Origin of the sequence: Alcaligenes sp. PF14, assembly GCF_037150615.1 — a bacterium.
Taxonomy (GTDB): Bacteria; Pseudomonadota; Gammaproteobacteria; order Burkholderiales; family Burkholderiaceae_B; genus Alcaligenes; species Alcaligenes phenolicus.
The window spans coordinates 98876-116868 of the sequence record NZ_JBAGRS010000007.1; the positions used below are offsets into that span (position 1 = coordinate 98876).

The 17993-nt window shown below is 57.1% G+C and carries 18 protein-coding genes; 9 read left to right on the forward strand and 9 right to left on the reverse strand.

Annotation, left to right across the window (positions count from 1 at the left end):
* Window positions 1-222: 222 nt before the first annotated feature.
* Both nirK and WFM49_RS15360 read left to right on the forward strand, forming a co-directional pair.
* Complete coding sequence (nirK, locus tag WFM49_RS15355; RefSeq protein WP_009458792.1) at window positions 223-1368, forward strand: copper-containing nitrite reductase; 1146 nt, start codon at window positions 223-225, stop codon at window positions 1366-1368.
* A 196-nt stretch (window positions 1369-1564) separates the two neighbouring features.
* Window positions 1565-1894, forward strand: coding sequence for a c-type cytochrome (locus WFM49_RS15360; protein ID WP_009460372.1), 330 nt, complete (start codon window positions 1565-1567; stop codon window positions 1892-1894).
* A gap of 25 nt (window positions 1895-1919) precedes the next feature.
* Here WFM49_RS15360 and WFM49_RS15365 read toward each other — a convergent pair whose 3' ends face one another.
* From WFM49_RS15365 to WFM49_RS15375, 3 genes are all read right to left on the reverse strand, one after another.
* Window positions 1920-2714, reverse strand: coding sequence for an exodeoxyribonuclease III (locus WFM49_RS15365; protein WP_022983611.1), 795 nt, complete (start codon window positions 2712-2714; stop codon window positions 1920-1922).
* Between the two features lie 72 nt (window positions 2715-2786).
* Complete coding sequence (locus WFM49_RS15370; RefSeq protein ID WP_022983610.1) at window positions 2787-3596, reverse strand: DODA-type extradiol aromatic ring-opening family dioxygenase; 810 nt, start codon at window positions 3594-3596, stop codon at window positions 2787-2789.
* Between the two features lie 56 nt (window positions 3597-3652).
* Window positions 3653-4054 (reverse strand): DoxX family protein, encoded by a 402-nt coding sequence (locus WFM49_RS15375; RefSeq protein ID WP_009460378.1) that lies wholly within the window; start codon window positions 4052-4054, stop codon window positions 3653-3655.
* Between the two features lie 219 nt (window positions 4055-4273).
* Here WFM49_RS15375 and WFM49_RS15380 point away from each other — a divergent pair, with 219 nt between their 5' ends.
* Together WFM49_RS15380 and pyrE are read left to right on the forward strand one after the other, a co-directional pair.
* Window positions 4274-5164: a LysR family transcriptional regulator gene (locus WFM49_RS15380; protein ID WP_022983609.1), complete on the forward strand. Its 891-nt coding sequence runs from the start codon at window positions 4274-4276 to the stop codon at window positions 5162-5164.
* A gap of 53 nt (window positions 5165-5217) precedes the next feature.
* The gene (gene pyrE / locus WFM49_RS15385; protein ID WP_336974171.1) at window positions 5218-5892 is read left to right on the forward strand and encodes an orotate phosphoribosyltransferase; all 675 of its coding nucleotides are present in this window, start codon (window positions 5218-5220) and stop codon (window positions 5890-5892) included.
* A 91-nt stretch (window positions 5893-5983) separates the two neighbouring features.
* Here pyrE and gatB read toward each other — a convergent pair whose 3' ends face one another.
* The 3 genes from gatB to gatC are packed head-to-tail and all read right to left on the reverse strand — an operon-like array spanning window position 5984 to window position 9279.
* Window positions 5984-7441, reverse strand: coding sequence for an Asp-tRNA(Asn)/Glu-tRNA(Gln) amidotransferase subunit GatB (gene gatB, locus WFM49_RS15390; protein ID WP_022983608.1), 1458 nt, complete (start codon window positions 7439-7441; stop codon window positions 5984-5986).
* The gene (gene gatA / locus WFM49_RS15395; protein WP_009460380.1) at window positions 7441-8961 is read right to left on the reverse strand and encodes an Asp-tRNA(Asn)/Glu-tRNA(Gln) amidotransferase subunit GatA; all 1521 of its coding nucleotides are present in this window, start codon (window positions 8959-8961) and stop codon (window positions 7441-7443) included. The genes gatB and gatA overlap by 1 nt, the downstream gene beginning before the upstream one ends.
* Before the next feature lie 9 nt (window positions 8962-8970).
* Window positions 8971-9279, reverse strand: a complete 309-nt coding sequence (gene gatC, locus WFM49_RS15400) for an Asp-tRNA(Asn)/Glu-tRNA(Gln) amidotransferase subunit GatC (protein ID WP_003801948.1) — start codon at window positions 9277-9279, stop codon at window positions 8971-8973.
* Window positions 9280-9549: 270 nt separating this feature from the next.
* On the opposite strand from gatC, the gene WFM49_RS15405 reads away from it, so the two are divergent.
* The 5 genes from WFM49_RS15405 to rodA all read left to right on the forward strand — a co-directional run bounded on the left by WFM49_RS15405 (window position 9550) and on the right by rodA (window position 15114).
* Complete coding sequence (locus tag WFM49_RS15405) at window positions 9550-10593, forward strand: rod shape-determining protein (protein ID WP_003801946.1); 1044 nt, start codon at window positions 9550-9552, stop codon at window positions 10591-10593.
* Window positions 10594-10654: 61 nt separating this feature from the next.
* On the forward strand, window positions 10655-11536 hold the full coding sequence (mreC, locus tag WFM49_RS15410; protein ID WP_009460381.1) for a rod shape-determining protein MreC: 882 nt from the start codon (window positions 10655-10657) through the stop codon (window positions 11534-11536).
* Complete coding sequence (gene mreD, locus WFM49_RS15415; RefSeq protein WP_336974175.1) at window positions 11520-12101, forward strand: rod shape-determining protein MreD; 582 nt, start codon at window positions 11520-11522, stop codon at window positions 12099-12101. The genes mreC and mreD overlap by 17 nt, the downstream gene beginning before the upstream one ends.
* Before the next feature lie 14 nt (window positions 12102-12115).
* Window positions 12116-13975 (forward strand): penicillin-binding protein 2, encoded by a 1860-nt coding sequence (mrdA, locus tag WFM49_RS15420; RefSeq protein ID WP_009460384.1) that lies wholly within the window; start codon window positions 12116-12118, stop codon window positions 13973-13975.
* Window positions 13972-15114, forward strand: a complete 1143-nt coding sequence (gene rodA / locus WFM49_RS15425; RefSeq protein ID WP_009460538.1) for a rod shape-determining protein RodA — start codon at window positions 13972-13974, stop codon at window positions 15112-15114. Before mrdA ends, rodA begins: the two co-directional genes overlap by 4 nt.
* 35 nt (window positions 15115-15149) lie before the next feature.
* Here rodA and mutY read toward each other — a convergent pair whose 3' ends face one another.
* Genes mutY through WFM49_RS15440 form a run of 3 tightly spaced genes read right to left on the reverse strand, consistent with a single transcriptional unit; the run spans window position 15150 to window position 17817 of the window.
* Entirely contained in the window at window positions 15150-16241 is a 1092-nt protein-coding gene (gene mutY / locus WFM49_RS15430; RefSeq protein ID WP_336974179.1) for an A/G-specific adenine glycosylase, read from the reverse strand.
* Window positions 16241-17149 (reverse strand): cell division protein FtsX, encoded by a 909-nt coding sequence (locus WFM49_RS15435; RefSeq protein WP_009460542.1) that lies wholly within the window; start codon window positions 17147-17149, stop codon window positions 16241-16243. The genes mutY and WFM49_RS15435 overlap by 1 nt, the downstream gene beginning before the upstream one ends.
* Window positions 17146-17817, reverse strand: a complete 672-nt coding sequence (locus tag WFM49_RS15440) for a cell division ATP-binding protein FtsE (RefSeq protein WP_009460544.1) — start codon at window positions 17815-17817, stop codon at window positions 17146-17148. The genes WFM49_RS15435 and WFM49_RS15440 overlap by 4 nt, the downstream gene beginning before the upstream one ends.
* Window positions 17818-17993 lie beyond the last annotated feature (176 nt).

The window sequence follows — 17993 nt, forward strand, 5'->3', positions numbered from 1 at the left end:
CAGAACGGCTAAGCAGATGATCCTTGCGGATTGGGTGGCTGCGTATCGTTAACAGGTATTTTCTGGAACCGCCTTTAAGGCGGTTTTTTTTGTGTTCATCGCCAATGCTTGCGCTGCAACAAAGATGGCTTGGGCCAAGTACGTTCAAATACATCCTGTAACTGTTAGAGCAATCAACTATTTAATCAGCAGGCATCACGCCTGGATCAAACCGGAGGTAGTATGGAACGTCGTCATTTCTTGAAAAGTGCTGGCCTAGGTGTCGCCGCAGGAACGACTTTGCTGGCGGCTCAAGTACAAGCCCGCGAGACGGCTGCACCAAAAAAGAACGCGCCCTGGCTGGCCGCGCGTACAGAAGCCCAGATCGCCAAGCTGGAGCGGGTCAAGGTCGATCTGGTTGCGCCTCCTATGGTCCACAAGCACGAGCAGAAAGTAGGTCCCGAGCCTCGCGTGGTGGAGTTCCGCATGAGCATCGTGGAAAAAGAGATCGTGGTCGATCGCGATGGCACCACCATGCACGCCATGATGTTTGATGGCTCCATGCCCGGCCCCACCATGGTTGTGCATGAAGGCGACTACCTGGAGCTGACCCTGGTCAACCCAGCCAGCAACACCATGCCGCACAACATCGACTTTCACGCCTCGACTGGCGCGCTGGGCGGTGCCAAGTTGACCAACGTGAACCCCGGCGAACAAGCCACCTTGCGCTTCAAGGCCGACCGTACCGGTACGTTTGTGTACCACTGCGCACCCGAAGGCTCGGTAGCCTGGCACGTGGTCCAGGGCATGCACGGTACCGTCATGGTGCTGCCACGCGACGGCCTGAAGGATTCGGCGGGCAACTCGCTGCATTACGACCGTGTCTACACCATTGGCGAGTTTGACCTCTACATCCCTCGTGATGAAAAGGGCAACTTCAAAAAGTATGGTTCCTCGGCTGAAAGCTACGGCGATACCCTGGAAGCCATGCGTGGTCTGATCCCCAGCCACGTGGTGTTCAACGGCAAGGTCGGTGCCTTGATGGGCGACGGTGCCATGAAGGCCAACGTGGGTGAAACCGTGCTGTTCATTCACTCGCAGGCCAACCGCGACACCCGTCCTCACCTGATCGGTGGGCACGGTGACTGGGTTTGGGAACTGGGCAAGTTTGATGATCCACCTGCCAAGAACCTGGAAACCTGGTTCATTCGCGGCGGTTCGGCCGGTGTGGCGCTCTACACCTTCAAGCAGCCTGGTGTGTACGCCTATGTGAACCACAACCTGATCGAAGCCATGGAACTGGGCGCAGCAGGTCACGTTCTGGTCGAAGGCGAATGGAACGACGACTTGATGAAGCAAGTCAGCCCTCCCGGCCCGATCAAGGGCTAAGCAGGGTTGGCACCCGGTATGCGGAATTGAGAACCAGAAACACCCATCATTTCCGTCCGGGCTTCAAGGCAGTTATTGGATAGTGATTAGCTAGTGAAAACGCAAGAGGTTCGAACCATGAAAAACGGGCCTCTTGTACAGAAAACGAAGTATCAGCCAGGCATGCGTTCATGCCGACTGTTTAAAGGGTAAACCCATGAGAACCTATCGCCCCGCCACCATGATGTACTCCGCAATGGCCGCTTTGTTTTTGCTGGCCGCCGCACCTGCAGCACATGCCAACTCGGACGAAGCTCTCAAGCTGTACAAGTCTTCGTGTATGGTCTGTCATGCATCGGGTATGGCCAATGCCCCTCGTTTGGGTGACAAGGCTCGTTGGGAGCCCCTGATCGCCCAAGGCGAAGATGCCATGATGCAAGTTGTGCTGAACGGCAAGGGCGCCATGCCCCCACGCGGTGCAGCTCCCAAAGCAACCGATGAACAATTGCGCAGTGTTGTGCGCTACATGATTGAAAAAGCCAGCTAAGGCGCTGGCTTTTTTCAGGCTGGATTTACAGGCTCCAGTCGTAATCAACCGTCAGTGGCGCGTGGTCGCTGAAACGCTCTTCCTTATAGATCGTTGCACCGCGCGCCTTGGCAGCAATACCTGGGGTGGCAATTTGATAATCAATGCGCCACCCCACATTTTTGGCCCAAGCCTGGCCGCGGTTGCTCCACCAGGTGTAGCACTCGTCCGTGGTATCGGGATGCAGGCTGCGGTACACGTCCACCCAAGCCAGTTCGCCTAGCACTTTGCTCATCCAGGCGCGTTCTTCTGGCAGAAAACCGCTGTTTTTCAGGTTGCCTTTCCAGTTCTTCAAATCGGCTTCGTGGTGCGCAATATTCCAGTCACCACAAATAATGAACTCGCGGCCGGTATCACGGTGTTCCTGCATCAAGCCATTAATCCACTGCTCAAAATGATCCAGAAAGCGGTACTTGGCGGTTTGACGCTCGTCGCCCGAGGAACCCGAGGGCAGGTAGGCGCTGATCACACTAAGGTCGTTCCAGTCGGCGCGGATAATGCGGCCTTCAGCATCGAACTCTTCGCAGGCCATGCCTTCGGCCACGCTTTCTGCCTTGTGGTTCAGGTACAGGCCTACACCGCTATAGCCTTTTTTCTGAGCATGGTGGAAATGCCCGTGGTATTGACCGGGGTTGGTCAAATCGGGGGTCAGATCAGGCTCGCTGATCTTGATTTCCTGCATGCAGACAATATGAGGTTTCTGGGCTTCCAGCCAGGCGGGCAGGCCTTTACGAAAGGCGGCCCGAATACCGTTGACGTTTAACGAGGTGACGCGTAACACGTGGCAATTCTCCTTATAGCGTCAGCACTTTAACCCGTAACCTGCCTGGATGTCAGTGGCCGTCAGAGCTTGTTACGACGCTGAGCCGAAGCGGTAGCTGGACACGGTCAAGCCACCAAAGGCCTGGGTTTCGTGGTGGAAGCGATGCGCTGCGTCGCCACGCGCAGCACCAGCGGCCACCATGAGAGGAACCAGGTGATCTTCGCGGGGATGGGCAACACGTGCGGCCGGGGCCTGTTCCCAGTCCATCAAGGCCTGACGACGGGCGGCAGGGTCCTCCAGGCTCAGGCTTTGATGCAGCCAGGCATCAAACTGGGCAGAGGGCTGCACACCGCCAGGTCCCATATTGCGCAGGTTGTGATAGCTCAGACCGCTGCCAATAATCAGCACCTCTTCGTCTCGCAAAGGCGCAAGCGCCTCGCCCATGGCGTAGTGCAGGGCCGGGTCGTAGTTGGCGTGAATGGACAGTTGCACCATAGGCACTTTGGCTTGCGGATAGATCACATAAGCCGGTACGAATGCACCGTGGTCAAAGCCACGCTGCGAATCCAGATGAGTGGGCAGGCCAGCGCCTTCCAGCAAATTACAGACCTGTTGGGCCAGAGCAGGATCGCCTGGTGCAGGGTAGTGAATCTCGTACGTGTGGGACGGAAAGCCGTAATAGTCGTACACCATGCTCGGTTGTGCTGCGGCGGCAACCAGCAGATTGGCTTGTTGAGCTTCCCAGTGGGCGGAGACCATCAAGATCGCTTTGGGTGTACGCCCCAATTGGCGTGGAATATCCTGCAGGGCAGCACGCAGCGGGGCGTACATGGTTTGCGCTTCAGGCATCCAGGGCCAGGGTCCGCCACCGTGCGAGATGAAATAGGTGGGCATTGTCATGATGATCTCCTGCCCCTGCCCTGATAGGGGCAGGGGATAAGGGGTTGAACAAGGCGTCAGGCTTTGTCGCGGCCTGCGTCAATACTCCATGGGCCTGGGCCGGCAAAGGCCAGGTACAGGAAGGCAAAGCAGAACAGAACTGCCGCCTCACCGCCATTGAGGATAGGGGTTGCGAAGGTGCTGCCGCTGGCGTGGCCAATAAAGTAAGCGAAAGCGCACAGGCCCGAAGCAATAAAGGCTGCAAAACGAGAGAACAGACCAATCACCAGCAAGACACCCAGAACCAGTTCCAGAATGCCCGCAATGCCGTAAATGGAGCTGATTTGCAGGTTGGCAAACATGTCTACTTTGGGGAAACCCAGGATCTTGGCAGTACCGTGTGTCAGCAGGAGATAGCCTGTAACGATGCGCAGCAGGCTAAGGATGCGAGGAGTCCAGCTAGAGGTAAGGGCGCTCATGTATGTTCCTTTGGAAAGTTGACAGTATCGGTAAACGAAGCACTGGCCCGGCGTAGTGACAAAAGCTCTGTGTCAGGCATGACGTGATGACATCCTGGTGCTGGTCCCGCCCATTCAAGGCCCAGACAGGCACCGGGTTAGCGCTCGTTCAAGATTAATCAATTACTATCAGGAAATAAACAGGCCTATTTTCATTAGTTACTTTCTTATTAGGAAAGCATGGATACGATTCAGAGTTTGCGGGTGTTCCGGGAAATCGTCGCAGCGGGCAGCTTTGCAGCGGCGGCGCAACGCTTGGATATGTCTGCGCCCATGGTCAGCAAGCACTTGGCCAATCTGGAAAAACAGCTGGGCGCCCGCTTGCTCCATCGCAGCAGCCGTCGTTTGAGCCTGACGGAGTTGGGGCAAACCTACTTTGATTATTGCTTGCAGGCACTCGATACTCTGGAGCGCGGACAGCAGGCATTATCGGGTTCTGAGCATCAGCCCCAAGGTGTGTTGAGAGTGACGGCCCCCGTATGGTTTGCCAACCGCAAAGTGGCGCAGCTGTTGCAGGATTACCAAACACGCTATCCGGAAGTGACTCTGGACATGAGCCTGAGCAATCACAAAGTGGATTTGGTGGCGGAAGGTTTTGATCTGGCCTTGCGGGTGATGCGCGAGCCTGCGCCGCATCAGATTGCACGTCTTATTTGCCCCACGCCCTTTCATCTGGTGGCCAGCCCGGAGTTTGTGGCCCAGCACGGCATGCCGCGTAACTGTGCGGAGGTGATGCGTCTGCCGGCTATCAGCCCCAGTTATTTACAGCAGCCCAGTTTTGAATTTTTGGGGCCGGACGGGCCGGAGTCCTTGCGCCTGAATCCTTTCATGCGTTCGGATAACACCAATCTGACTTATTACAGTGCGTTGGGTGGAGCAGGGCTGGCCTATTTGCCGGAGTGGCTGGTGATGGATGATCTGGAAAGTGGTCGGCTGGTTCGCCTGTTGCCCGATTACACCGAAGAGCTGCAGCAGCTGCATGCCGTCTATGCCAGCCGTCGCTATTTGACACCTAAAGTGCGCAGTTTTATCGACTTCTTGCTGGAAGAACTGGCCGAACCTGCCAAGTGATGGCTCACATCACGCTAAAATGCCTTTCGTCTCTATCTTTTTCATACTCTGTCATGTCGGCTAATAACGATAATCGTCGCAATTTTGTGCGCTTCTCCCTGGAACAGGGAGTGCTGCGTTTTGGGGAATTCAAGGTCAAGTCTGGCCGTTTGAGCCCTTACTTCTTCAATGCCGGCCTGTTCAATACGGGACGTAGTGTGGGTCAGCTGGCCCGTTTCTATGCTCAGGCTTTGCTGGATTCGGGCGTGTCTTTTGACATGCTGTTTGGTCCCGCCTACAAGGGGATTCCTCTGGCTGCCGCAACCTCAATTGCCCTGGCCGAGCATCCACAAATCGGTGATCGTGATGTGCCTTTTGCTTTCAACCGCAAGGAAGCCAAAGACCACGGCGAAGGCGGCACCCTGGTGGGCGCTCCTTTGCAAGGCAAGGTCGTGATTATTGATGACGTGATCACAGCGGGTACGTCCGTGCGTGAATCCATGCAGATCATCAAGGCCGCCGGTGCAGAACCTGCCGCGGTGCTGATTGCTCTGGATCGCATGGAGCGCGCCGGTAACGATCAGGAACTGTCCGCGCATTCTGCAGTGCAGGAAGTGGAACAGACTTACGGTATTCCTGTGATCAGCATTGCCTCTTTGGCTGACATCATGGCGGTGCTGGCGGATGACATCACTTTGGCAGCTCACGCTCCCCAAGTGAAAGCCTACCGCGACCGCTACGGTGTCTGATCATCTGCGTTTGGCAAGCAGAGTTCAGCAGTAAAAAAAACACCAGGCCTTGGCCTGGTGTTTTTGTATCCGCTAAGCGCAGAGTCCGGACTTAGGCGTCCAGCTTTTGCTTGAGCATTTCGTTGATCTGCTGCGGATTGGCCTTGCCCTTGGCAACCTTCATCACCTGACCGACCAAGGCGTTGAAGGCCTTTGGCTTGCCGGCACGGTGCTGCTCGACGATGCTGGGGTTGGCGGCCAGTACTTCGTCCACCATGGCCTCAATGGCACCTACGTCATTGATCTGCTTCAGGCCACGGGCGTCGATAATGGCATCCACATCGCCATTGAGCTCGCCGTCCCACTGCGCCGCGAACACGTCACGGGCAATCTTGTTGGAGATGGTGCCGTCAGCAATACGGGCAATCAGCTGAGCCAATTGTGCTGGGCTGACTTTGGACTGCTCAATGCTCAGCTCTTCACGGTTCAAGGCAGCCGACAGTTCGCCCAGAATCCAGTTGGCGGCCAGTTTCGCGTTCGCCTTGGAGCCCGCCTGCAAGATGGCTTCGAAGAAGTCAGCCGTTGCACGATCTACCGTCAGTTGCGAGGCATCGTAACGGCTCAGTTCAAACTCTTGCTCGAAGCGAGCCAGTTTCTGGGCGGGCAGTTCAGGCATGTCCTGACGAACCTGTTCGATCCACTCTTCACTGATAAACAGAGGTGGCAGGTCAGGATCGGGGAAGTAGCGGTAATCGTGTGCGTCTTCCTTGCTGCGCATGCTGCGGGTCTCGTCACGGTCCGAGTCGTAAAGGCGCGTTTCCTGGATGACTTTGCCACCGTCTTCGATCAGCTCGATCTGGCGGCGTGCTTCGTATTGAATGGCACGTTCCAGGAAGCGGAAGGAATTGATGTTCTTCAGTTCGCAGCGAGTGCCAAATTCTTTCTGGCCTTTGGGGCGTACCGACACGTTGGCGTCCACGCGGAAAGAGCCTTCCTGCATATTGCCGTCGCAAATGCCCAACCAGACTACCAGGCTGTGCAGGGCGCGTGCATAACCCACGGCTTCAGCCGCCGAGCGCATTTCAGGTTCGGACACGATTTCCAGCAGCGGCGTGCCTGCGCGGTTCAAGTCGATCCCGGTGCTGGACTCGCCGTAGGGACCACGGAAGTTTTCGTGCAGGGATTTACCGGCATCCTCTTCCAAGTGCGCGCGTGTCAGATTGATGGTTTTTTCTTCACCGTCCAGCATGAAGCTGACCGTACCGCCGCTGACGACGGGAATTTCCATCTGGCTGATCTGGTAGTTCTTGGGCAGATCCGGGTAGAAGTAGTTTTTGCGCTCGAACACGGAGCGCGGCGCAATGTGGCCGCCTACGGCCAGACCCAGGCGAATGGCCCGTTCGGCAGCGCCACGGTTAAAGACAGGCAGAGCGCCGGGCAAGGCCATATCGACTTCGTTGGCTTGCGTGTTGGGCAAGGCGCCAAAGCGAGTGCTGCTGCTGGAGAAGATTTTGGATTCGGTCGAGAGCTGGGTATGAGTTTCCAGCCCGATCACAATTTCCCATTCCATTATTGTTGTCCTGGTTGACGTTGATGCCAGTCGGTGACTTGCTGGAAGCGGTCGGCAAAGGCCAGCAATTGGCCTTCACGGAAGTAGTTGCCAATGATTTGCAGGCCGATGGGCAGGGGGCGCTCATCCTTGCTGAAGCCGCAAGGAATGGACATGGCGGGCAGGCCGGCCAGGCTCACGCCCAGTGTGTAGACGTCGCCCAGCCAATCGGTGGTGGGATCCTCGATGGTGGCACCCAGCTTGCGGCCCAGAGCCGGTGTGACGGGGCCCAGGATCAGGTCGCACTGTTCAAAGACTTTCTGGAAGTCGTCCACAATCATGCGGCGCACGCGTTGGGCTTGCAGATAGTAGGCGTCGTAGTAGCCATGCGAGAGCACATAAGTGCCGACCAGGATGCGGCGTACCACTTCAGGGCCAAAGCCTTCCGAGCGCGAACGCGAAATCATGCTGTTCAGATCGGTGTACTGGCTGGCGCGGTGGCCAAAGCGTACGCCGTCAAAGCGCGACAGGTTGGTGGAGGCCTCAGCGGGGCTGATGACGTAATAAGTAGGGACAGACAGCTCTGTCAGGGGCAGTTGCACGGTGACGCGCTCTGCACCCAGGCTTTCGTAGGTTTTCAGGGCGGCTTCAATGGCGTCGGCAACGACCGGGTCCAGGCCGGGGCCAAAGAACTGGGCGGGCACACCAATACGCAGGCCTTTCAGTGGCTGGCTGCCTTGGGCTTCTTGTTGAGCCTGTTGCTGTTCAAATTGCTGACGAATGCGCGCGCCGTTATTGGGCTGGTCGTCGCAAAATTCCAGGCTGGTGGCGTCTTGCGGGTCGAAACCACACATGTTCTCCAGCAGGTCCAGCAAGTCGCTTGCATTGCGGGCGATCGGGCCGGCCTGATCCAGGCTGGAGCCGTAGGCAATAATGCCGAAGCGGGAAATCGTGCCGTAGGTGGGCTTGATGCCGCTGACACCACACAGGGCGGCAGGCTGGCGAATCGAACCACCGGTATCGGTTGCAGTCGCACCCGCTACCAGGCCAGCAGCGACAGCGGCGGCAGAACCACCCGAGGAGCCACCGGGCACCATGGAGTGATCCCAAGGGTTGCGCACGGGGCCAAACACCGAGCTTTCGTTGCGCGAGCCCATGGCGAACTCGTCACAGTTCAACTTGCCCAGCGAGACAGCACCGGCTGCCTGCAGCTTGGTCACGACCGTGGCGTCAAAGGGGCTGACGTAGCCTTCCAGCATTTTGCTGCAGGCGGTGGTCTGCCAATCCTTGGTGACAAACAAATCTTTGTGGGCGATAGGGATGCCGGTCAGTGGACCGGCCTTGCCTTGAGCAATCAGGGCGTCAGCGGCATCGGCCTGGGCCAGGGTCAGGGCAGCGTCCTGCTGCACGAAGGCATTGAGCTCTTTTTGACGGGCGCTGTTGTCCAGGGCTTGCTGGGCCAGCTCGCGGGCACTGACGGTTTTGTTTTGCAGAGCTTGGCGCAGCGCTGCAATAGTCGCGAATTCAGGGGTAAAAGACATGGTTTTGCTTTATTCGATGACCGTGGGCACCAGAAACAGGCCATCCTGCTCGGCGGGGGCGTTGCGCATCATGGCCTGACGGCTTTCTACCGTTCCGGAAGGCAGGGCCTTGTCCTCGCGCAGACGCAGACTGATCTGCTGGCGGGCGGACAAAGGGTGGGCCATGGGCTCAACGCCTTGAGTATCAACGGTTTGCAAGGTCTGGATCAGGCCCAGGATGCGCGTCAAATCGTGCTCGACCTGGGAGGCTTGTTCAGCAGAAAGATCAAGGCGCGCCAGTTGCGCTATACGGGCAACATCCTGTTCAGTGATAGACATGTGGGTGGGTACTGGAAAATGAGTAATAAAAAAAAGCGGAAATCCGTCAGTTAGGGACAGTTTGGCACTTTTACAGCAAATGCGGGGGTTACAGAACTTAACTGACCATTAAAACAGTCCTAATGTAGAGCAATTATAAGTTATCATTGACCGTTTCCTTCCCAGGTATTTTTGAATTCGTTGCCTGGTTCTTGTGCCTGTCGTTTTACGCTTGAGTTCCGCGCCGAATTTACCTGCCTTTTCCCCAAACACTTTACACTTTGCGCGCCCATGTTCGGATTCCTACGCAGTTACTTTTCCAGCGATATGGCAATCGACCTCGGTACGGCCAATACCCTTATCTATGTACGCGGCAAGGGTATCGTACTGGATGAACCGTCCGTTGTAGCCATCCGCCATGAAGGTGGACCTAATGGTAAAAAAATCATTCAGGCCGTTGGGCAGGAGGCCAAGCAAATGCTGGGTCGGGTGCCTGGCAATATTGAAGCCATCCGGCCCATGAAGGATGGTGTGATCGCGGACTTTACGGTCACCGAGCAAATGCTCAAGCAGTTCATCCGCATGGTTCACCCACGCAGCATGTTTGCTCCCAGCCCACGCATTATCGTGTGTGTGCCTTGCGGCTCCACCCAGGTGGAACGCCGTGCCATCAAAGAATCTGCTCTGGGCGCTGGTGCCAGCAAGGTCTACCTGATTGAAGAGCCCATGGCGGCCGCGATCGGTGCAGGCCTGGCCGTGTCCGATGCCAGCGGCTCCATGGTGGTGGATATCGGTGGTGGTACAACCGAAGTGGCAGTGATCTCTTTAGGCGGTATGGTCTATAAAGGATCGGTTCGCGTCGGTGGCGACAAGTTTGACGAAGCCATTATTAATTACATCCGTCGCAATTACGGAATGCTAATTGGTGAACCCACGGCTGAATTGATCAAAAAAGAGATCGGTTCCGCATTCCCTGGCACTGAAATTCGCGAGATTGAAGTCAAGGGTCGTAATTTGTCCGAAGGGGTGCCACGCAGTTTCACGGTGTCCTCCAACGAGATTCTGGAATCGCTTACCGATCCCTTGAATCAAATCGTTTCCGCGGTTAAAACCGCTCTGGAACAAACTCCTCCAGAACTGGGTGCGGACATCACTGACAAGGGCATCGTCCTGACAGGTGGTGGTGCTCTGGTTCATGACCTGGACCGTCTGCTGCAAGAAGAGACCGGCTTGCCCGTCGTGGTGGCTGAAGATCCTCTGACCTGCGTGGTACGGGGTTGCGGCGAGGCTCTGGAACATCTGGAGCGTCTGGAGTCCGTATTCATTTACGATTGATCTTTGCTTGGCCTTCACGGCAGTGTCTGCCTGTGGGGGCAAGCGATCGAGTGCTTGAGTAATGCGAGAACAAGGCTCCATCCGGCTATTTAGGCGCGGCTCATCAGCTGAGCTGCGTCTGGCCGCTCTTTTGGTGCTGGCTGTGGGCTTGTTGATTACTGACGCTCGTTATGCGGTGCTCGAACCCGTGCGTCAGGCCGTGGCCACTGTGCTGTATCCCTTTCAGCGTGTCATGCTGGCCCCTCGTGATCTGGTTACTTATTTCAGCAGCTGGACCGACGCGGCCTCCACCGCCCGTTCCGAAAAAGAAGCCTTGCAACGCCAGCGTATCGAGCTGGCTCAGTTGTCTACCCATGCCGCCCAGCTGTCTGCTGAGAACGAGCAGCTGCGCCGTTTGCTGCAAGTGGCTGATACGGTTACCCAACCGTCTGTCGCGGTAGAGGTTCTGTACGAACCGCCTAATGGGTACGCCCGTCACCTGATCTTCAATAAAGGCTCGGCCAGCGGCATTCGACCCGGTATGCCGGTTATTGACGAAGGCGGCGTGGTTGGCCAGGTGGTGCGTGTCACGCGCTTTACCTCGGAAGCTGCGCTGATCACGGACGATAAAGTCTCGGTGCCGGTACAGGTGTTGCGCAATGGTCTGCGTTTGATTGCCTTCGGTGGCAACCCCGGTGGCAAAGTGGAAGTGCGTTTTCTGACGGCTGATGTGGATCTGGAGCCGAACGATACCTTGATCACCAGCGGTATCGGGGGCTTGTTCCCTGCCGGTCTGCCGGTGGGAATGGTCAGCAGTATCGAGCGCGATGATGCGTCCGGTTTTGCGCTGGCCTTGGTGACGCCTTTGTCGCACCCCGAGCGTTATCGCCATTTTCTGATTTTGCTAGTGCCCGAGAGCGAGCGCCCTCTTGAACAGGACGATGCCAATGATGCGACGCGCTGAGTCCTCGGACACCTCTGGCCGTAAAACCCGGTCCTCATCCTTGAGTAGTTTGCAGCCTATTGATAGCAGCCCGTTTTCGCGCGCTTCCAGTCCCTGGTTGGTGTGGGGCTCGATTCTGCTGATGTGGCTGCTTTCCATGCTGCCCTGGCGCCTGCTGCCCTTTGCGCCTGATCTGTTGATGCTGGTACTGGCTTTCTGGGCTGTACACGAGCCGCGCCGTGTTCCCATGTCACTGGCATTTATTGTGGGCATTCTGGTGGATGTGCACGATGGCAGTCTGCTGGGCGAACATGCCCTGACCTATATTCTGGTCGTGTACGGCGCATTGCTGCTACGCAAGCGCATCCTGAATTTTGGCATGTGGACTCACTTCTTGCACATGGCAGTTGTCATGCTGCTGGCCCAGTTGATCGTGCGGGTTCTGCACGCCTGGCTGGTAGGGGAGTGGTCTGGCTGGGAGTGGGCCGGAGGCGCCTTGTTGACCGCCGCCCTGTGGCCGCTGGCCGATAGCGTGCTGTTCTTGCCGCAGCGGCGTCTGGACGAGTCCGACTCCGGTTCGTCCTGACGGGTAGGGCGGCCATGTTTGAATTCAAAAAAACTTCGCATCAGTTGCGCCAGCGCATTCTGTTTCGCGCCTTGGTAGCGGCCGTTCTGGCCTGCGTACTGTTAGGGGTGCTGGGCGTGCGCTTGTGGTATTTGCAAGTGGTGCGCTACGAAGGCTTTGCCGCCCGAGCCGATCAAAACCGTATTGCCGTCATCCCGATTACCCCTCGTCGAGGCGAGATTCTGGACCGCAATGGCGAGGTACTGGCCCGTAATTACCGGGACTACACCTTGTCGGCCGTACCCGCCAGTTTGGGCGAGCCGGTAGACGATATGCTGGATCGTGTCGGCGAACTGGTGGAGCTAAGTCCACGTGATCGTCGTCGATTCAAGCAGAGCGTCGCGCAAAACAGTCGATATTCTGAAATTCTGTTGCGCAATAACCTGAGCGATGATGAAGCCGCCTGGTTTGCTGCCCATGCCTTCAAGTTCCCTGGTGTGACCTTGCAGGCTCGCTGGGTGCGCGAATATCCGCAGGGCGAGGCGGCAGCGCACGTGCTGGGTTATGTGGGCCGTATTTCCGAGGGCGATCAGCAGCGCCTGGAAGAAACCGGGCAAACCGGTAACTACCGTGGCACGCAGGTCATTGGCAAAAAAGGGATCGAGAAAACCTGGGAAAAGACCCTGCACGGTCGCACAGGGATAGAGGAAGTGGAAGTGGCCGCGTCGGGCCGTCCAGTACGTACCTTGAGCCGGGTCGACCCCGTACCGGGTGCCAGCTTGCGTTTGTCGCTGGACATTGGCCTGCAGAAAATGGCTGAAGCCCTGTTTGAAGGACGACGCGGCGCGCTGGTGGCCATCGAGCCCAGCACTGGCGAAGTGCTGGCTTTCGTGTCGGCCCCGTCTTTTGATCCGAACCTGTTTATTGACGGTATTGACGTAGAGAACTGGCGCAAGCTGAATGACTCGCCCGACCACCCGCTGATTAACCGCCCACTGTACGGCACCTATCCTATCGGCTCGACTTACAAGCCCTTTGTAGCCTTGGCTGCTTTGGAAACCGGCAAGCGCAAGGCGACGGACCGTATTTCTGACCCTGGCTACTTTGAGTTTGGTGGTCAGCGTTTCCGTAACGCGGGTGGCGCTGTATATGGCTCTACCGACATGCACCGCGCCCTGGTGGTATCCTCCGATACCTATTTCTACTCATTGGGCCCGGAAATTGGCGTTGATAATCTGCACGATTTCATGAAGCAGTTTGGCTTTGGTCAGCAAACCGGCATTGATCTGGATGGCGAGCGCCAAGGCATTCTGCCTTCTACTGAATGGAAACGTCAGGCCTACAAAAAACCGGCCCAACAGCGCTGGTATGCCGGGGAAAGTATCTCGGTGGCCGTGGGCCAGGGCTATAACTCGTTTACTGTGCTGCAACTGGCCCATGCGACCGCCGTGCTGGCCAGCAATGGCATTGTGCGGCCTCCACATCTGGTCACCCAGACGCTCAGCCCCCATGATCCGGAAATTGAACAGCCCGTGCGTATTGATGCCAAGCTGATCCCCCTGAAGCAGGCTAATGTGGATGTGGTCAAACGTGCTCTGGTGGATGTGGTGCGTTTGGGTACCGCCCGCCGGGCTTTTGCGGGTGCGGCGTATCAGGCTGCTGGCAAAACGGGTACGGCACAGGTTTTTAGCTTGCGCGGTGCCAAGTACAACGCCAACGCCATTGATGAGCGTTTGCGTGACCACGCCTTGTTCATGTCCTACGCCCCGGCAGAGAACCCCAAAATTGCTGTTGCCCTGATCGTGGAAAACGCAGGTTGGGGTGGGTCGGTTGCGGCACCGATTGTGCGCAAGGTCTTTGATTACTGGTTGGTGGAACGAGGGCAGATGCAATGAAGCGACTTTTGCAACTGGGCCTGAGAGCCGTCACCGCCTTTGATTGGCCTTTGCTGCTTTTGCTGGTGCTGATGGCTGCGCTGGGCATGACCGTCATGCATTCCGCTGTGGGCGGTACAGACTGGCGCTTTGCCGATCAGGTGCGTAATTTCCTGTTGGCCTTTAGTGTGATGTGGCTGGCCGCCCTGATTCCGCCTGCCTTGTGGATGAAGCTGGCTCCGGTGGTGTATTCGATCGGGGTCGTGTTGCTTTTGGGGGTGGAGTTCTTTGGCGAAACCAGCAAGGGCGCAACGCGCTGGCTGGACCTGGGGGTGGCACGTATTCAGCCCTCGGAAATGCTCAAAATTTCCGTGCCCTTGATGTTGGCCTGGTATTTCCACCGCTATCAGCGGCCCAAGATGAGCCTGCTGGACTTCATGGTGGCAGGCATCTTGCTGATGATTCCGTTCCTGCTGATCGTGCGTCAGCCGGATTTGGGTACGGCTTTGCTGGTGTTTGCGGCCGGTTTCTGCGTGATTTACTTTGCAGGCCTGTCCTTCAAGCTGATCGTACCCATTGTGGTGGTGCTGGTGCTGGGCATTAGCGCCTTGCTGTACTACGAAGACTATATCTGCGTACCAGACCTGGATTGGGTGGTGTTGCACGACTATCAAAAGCACCGTGTCTGCACCTTGCTGAACCCCGGTAGTGACCGTTTGGGCAGAGGGTTCCATACCATCCAGTCCATGATTGCGATCGGTTCTGGTGGTGTTTACGGCAAGGGCTACATGATGGGTACCCAGTCCCATCTGGATTTCGTGCCCGAGCGCACAACCGACTTTATTTTTGCAGTGTTTGCCGAAGAATTCGGTTTGTACGGCGGCATCATGCTGCTGGTGCTGTACGCCTTGTTGATCCTGCGCGGCTTGTCGATTGCTGCTGTGGCTCACACCCAATTCAGCCGTTTGCTGGCCGGTTCCATGTCCATGATGCTGTTCGTTTATGTGTTCGTGAACATAGGCATGGTGACGGGAATTTTGCCCGTGGTAGGCGTGCCTTTGCCGTTCCTGAGCTATGGCGGTACGGCCTTGATGACCTTGGGTGTAGCCTGCGGGATGCTGATGAGCATCAGCAACGATAAGCCAGCGCGGCCTGCATAGCGCCATTCCCCCGGATTAGGCCGGGGATCTTGGCATTAGCTCAGAAGTAATTGTTCACTATCCTTGCTCTGGTACAAACCCAGCAGCAGCTTGCGTATGGGTGCAGGTAAAGCGGTCTGCTCCAGTGCTTCATGGTCCTGCCATTGCTGGCCTGCCACTGGCTCGACCAGTACAGATTCATCGACTTGCAGTAACCAAGGGGTGATGTGCAGCTTGAAGTGAGAAAACACATGCTGGAAAGAGGCCAGCGCAATAGCTTCCTCGTTAGACCAATGCAGTGCCGCCGTTTGCAGGCTGATGGCATCGTCAAACTGGGGCAGGGTGAGCAGGCCACCCCAAATTCCCTTGTCAGGACGTTGTTCCAGCAAAACCTGGCCATTCAACTCCAGAATCAGCACATGCGCATAGCGCTCATCCTGACGAATGCGTTCTTTGGGGCTGGGCAGCTCGGACTGTGCCTGATGCGTGTGGGCGTAGCAGTCGCTTTGCAGCGGACAGAGACTACAGGTGGGCTTGCTGCGGGTACAGCATTGCGAGCCCAGGTCCATCAGCCCTTGGGTGTAAGCCGCCATATCCAGGCTGGCGGGGGCAAGTTCCACGACCTCATCTGCCTTGGCCCATAAGGCGTTCTCCACGGCCTTTTTCTGCGTGGGCCCATAGATCCCGAAGTAGCGTGTGAACACGCGTTTCACGTTGCCGTCCATGATGGGGCTGCGTTCGCCAAAACAGAAGGCGGCGATGGCACAGGCGGTAGAGCGGCCGATGCCGGGTAAGGTCGCCAGATCCGCGGCATTAGCCGGAAAACGGCCGCCCCATGTCTCCATGACCTCGCGGGCACAGCGGTGCAAGTTACGGGCGCGGGCGTAGTAGCCCAACCCGGCCCAATAGGGCATGACTTCGTCTTGCTCGGCCTCGGCCAAATCCTTGACGGTGGGGAAGCGTTCCAGAAAACGCTCGTAATAACCCAGTACGGTAGCGACCTGGGTTTGCTGCAACATGATTTCGGAAAGCCAGACGCGGTAAGGATCTTGCGTGTTCTGCCAAGGGAGGTGGTGGCGGCCGGAGGTTTTTTGCCAGGCCACCACTTTTTCGGCCAGATCTTGGGGACAGGGTTCAGGAAGTGACATCAATATTGGGTACTACGGGTAACAGACCAGCGTGCTGCCAGGGCGCCCAAAATGGCGACCAAAATAGCCGCTGTCAGCAACAGAGAAAATTCCGGCAGCCGGAGCGTCAACTGGACGCCATAGCTTTGGGCCAGACTGGATAAAGCTTTGTTCAGCGGGGTCAGTGCCAGCAAGGCCAGACCGCATGCCAGAGCGCTGGCCGTCAGGCCGGTTAGCGCGCCCATATACAGGAAGGGGCGGCGTACAAAGGCTTCGGTGGCGCCGACCAGACGGGCCACGGCAATTTCTTCACGTTGGTTCAGGGCTTGCAGACGGACGGTATTGAACACAGTGGCAATCACGACTACGCCCACGCCTGCCATCAGAATCCATAAGCCGATACGGATGAAGCTCAGAATCGCAGCCAGACGCTGCACCCATTCGCTATCCAGCAGCACACTATCCACGCCTTCGCGGCCTTGCAAGGTCTTGGCCAGGGAGTCGGCACGCGTCACCAAGTCCGGGGTTTCATGCAGAGTCAGCACAATGGCGTGTGGCAAGGGGTTGCTGGGCAAAGCGCCCAAGGCGTCTGTCCAGCTGGGATTACTCTGCAATTGTTTAAGCGCCTGCTCCTTGCTGACCAGCCTGATCTGGGCCAGTTCAGTTTGAAACTCTTTGCCCACGGCCTGACTGAAGGCTTGCGCCTGTTCCAGCGTGCTGTTCTGTTTCATGAACACGGTCATTTCGGGCGAGGTCGGAATCTCGCGCACGACAGGTTGAGCGGCCAGCAAGATACTGGCTCCCAGAACGGGTACAGCCAGGGTCAAGGCAATGACCAGCAGGTTGGACAGGGAGGAGAAGGGTTGCACTTTCAGGCGGCGCAGGGCCACCAGAAAGGCGTATTGATGATGACGCAGCCAGGTTCTCATGCCAGCACTCCTGGGTGATCGGAAAAACGGCCGTCCTGAATCAGCAGGGTTCGACGTGCATAGCGTGCCATCAAATTCAGATCGTGCGAAGCAATCAAGGTGGTGACACCCACCCGGTTAAAGTCCATCAATACATCCATGATGCGTTTGGCGTTATCGGCGTCCAAATTGGCAGTGGGTTCGTCGGCAATCAAAATAGCCGGGCGATTCACAATAGCGCGGGCAATCGCCAGCCGTTGTTGTTCACCCCCCGACATTTCCACCGGCTTTAAATCTTCTTTGCCACGCAGGCCCACTTTTTCCATGGCGGCGCGGGCACGTGCCTGCGCCGTGCTGGGCTCCAGACCCATGACTGCCAGGGGCAGGAGCACATTGGCCAGGGCGCTGCGGTCTTGCAGCAAGTGCGTATCTTGTAGAACCACACCCACCGCGCGTCGCAGATAGGGACGGGCGCGGGCCGGCAGCTTGTCCAGCCTGTGCCCATTGACCTGAACCGAGCCACGGCTAGGCAGCTCCAGGCCTCCGATCAGACGCAATAAAGTGGATTTACCTGCTCCAGAGGGGCCGGAAACAAAAATGAATTCGCCGTCATCAATGCGAAAATTAATGTCGGCTAGAATATTTTTACTGCGGCCATACGATTTAAAAACGTGTTGGAACTCGATCATCGCGACGCACAATTAAAGAGGAGTCTGCTTGGAAAGCCCCTGGGGAATGACCGCCGGGGCTCGCATGAAAATGTCGGCGTAGGTAAAAGTATTAGTCAGATTGTTAGAGGGAAACCCCCGATTTGTGTTTGGACAGTCTGGCTCTACGATTGGACACCACAGCTTAGCTGCAATTG

Bases quoted from the DNA above. Each gene is read 5' to 3' on its own strand.
- WFM49_RS15370 (WP_022983610.1), bottom strand. From the start codon at position 3,596: ATGACAATGCCCACCTATTTCATCTCGCACGGTGGCGGACCCTGGCCC.
- nirK (WP_009458792.1), top strand. From the start codon at position 223: ATGGAACGTCGTCATTTCTTGAAAAGTGCTGGCCTAGGTGTCGCCGCA.
- WFM49_RS15380 (WP_022983609.1), top strand. From the start codon at position 4,274: ATGGATACGATTCAGAGTTTGCGGGTGTTCCGGGAAATCGTCGCAGCG.
- WFM49_RS15360 (WP_009460372.1), top strand. From the start codon at position 1,565: ATGAGAACCTATCGCCCCGCCACCATGATGTACTCCGCAATGGCCGCT.
- WFM49_RS15405 (WP_003801946.1), top strand. From the start codon at position 9,550: ATGTTCGGATTCCTACGCAGTTACTTTTCCAGCGATATGGCAATCGAC.
- mreD (WP_336974175.1), top strand. From the start codon at position 11,520: ATGATGCGACGCGCTGAGTCCTCGGACACCTCTGGCCGTAAAACCCGG.
- WFM49_RS15375 (WP_009460378.1), bottom strand. From the start codon at position 4,054: ATGAGCGCCCTTACCTCTAGCTGGACTCCTCGCATCCTTAGCCTGCTG.
- mrdA (WP_009460384.1), top strand. From the start codon at position 12,116: ATGTTTGAATTCAAAAAAACTTCGCATCAGTTGCGCCAGCGCATTCTG.
- gatC (WP_003801948.1), bottom strand. From the start codon at position 9,279: ATGTCTATCACTGAACAGGATGTTGCCCGTATAGCGCAACTGGCGCGC.
- gatA (WP_009460380.1), bottom strand. From the start codon at position 8,961: ATGTCTTTTACCCCTGAATTCGCGACTATTGCAGCGCTGCGCCAAGCT.
- WFM49_RS15440 (WP_009460544.1), bottom strand. From the start codon at position 17,817: ATGATCGAGTTCCAACACGTTTTTAAATCGTATGGCCGCAGTAAAAAT.
- WFM49_RS15435 (WP_009460542.1), bottom strand. From the start codon at position 17,149: ATGAGAACCTGGCTGCGTCATCATCAATACGCCTTTCTGGTGGCCCTG.
- rodA (WP_009460538.1), top strand. From the start codon at position 13,972: ATGAAGCGACTTTTGCAACTGGGCCTGAGAGCCGTCACCGCCTTTGAT.
- mutY (WP_336974179.1), bottom strand. From the start codon at position 16,241: ATGTCACTTCCTGAACCCTGTCCCCAAGATCTGGCCGAAAAAGTGGTG.
- mreC (WP_009460381.1), top strand. From the start codon at position 10,655: ATGCGAGAACAAGGCTCCATCCGGCTATTTAGGCGCGGCTCATCAGCT.
- pyrE (WP_336974171.1), top strand. From the start codon at position 5,218: ATGTCGGCTAATAACGATAATCGTCGCAATTTTGTGCGCTTCTCCCTG.
- gatB (WP_022983608.1), bottom strand. From the start codon at position 7,441: ATGGAATGGGAAATTGTGATCGGGCTGGAAACTCATACCCAGCTCTCG.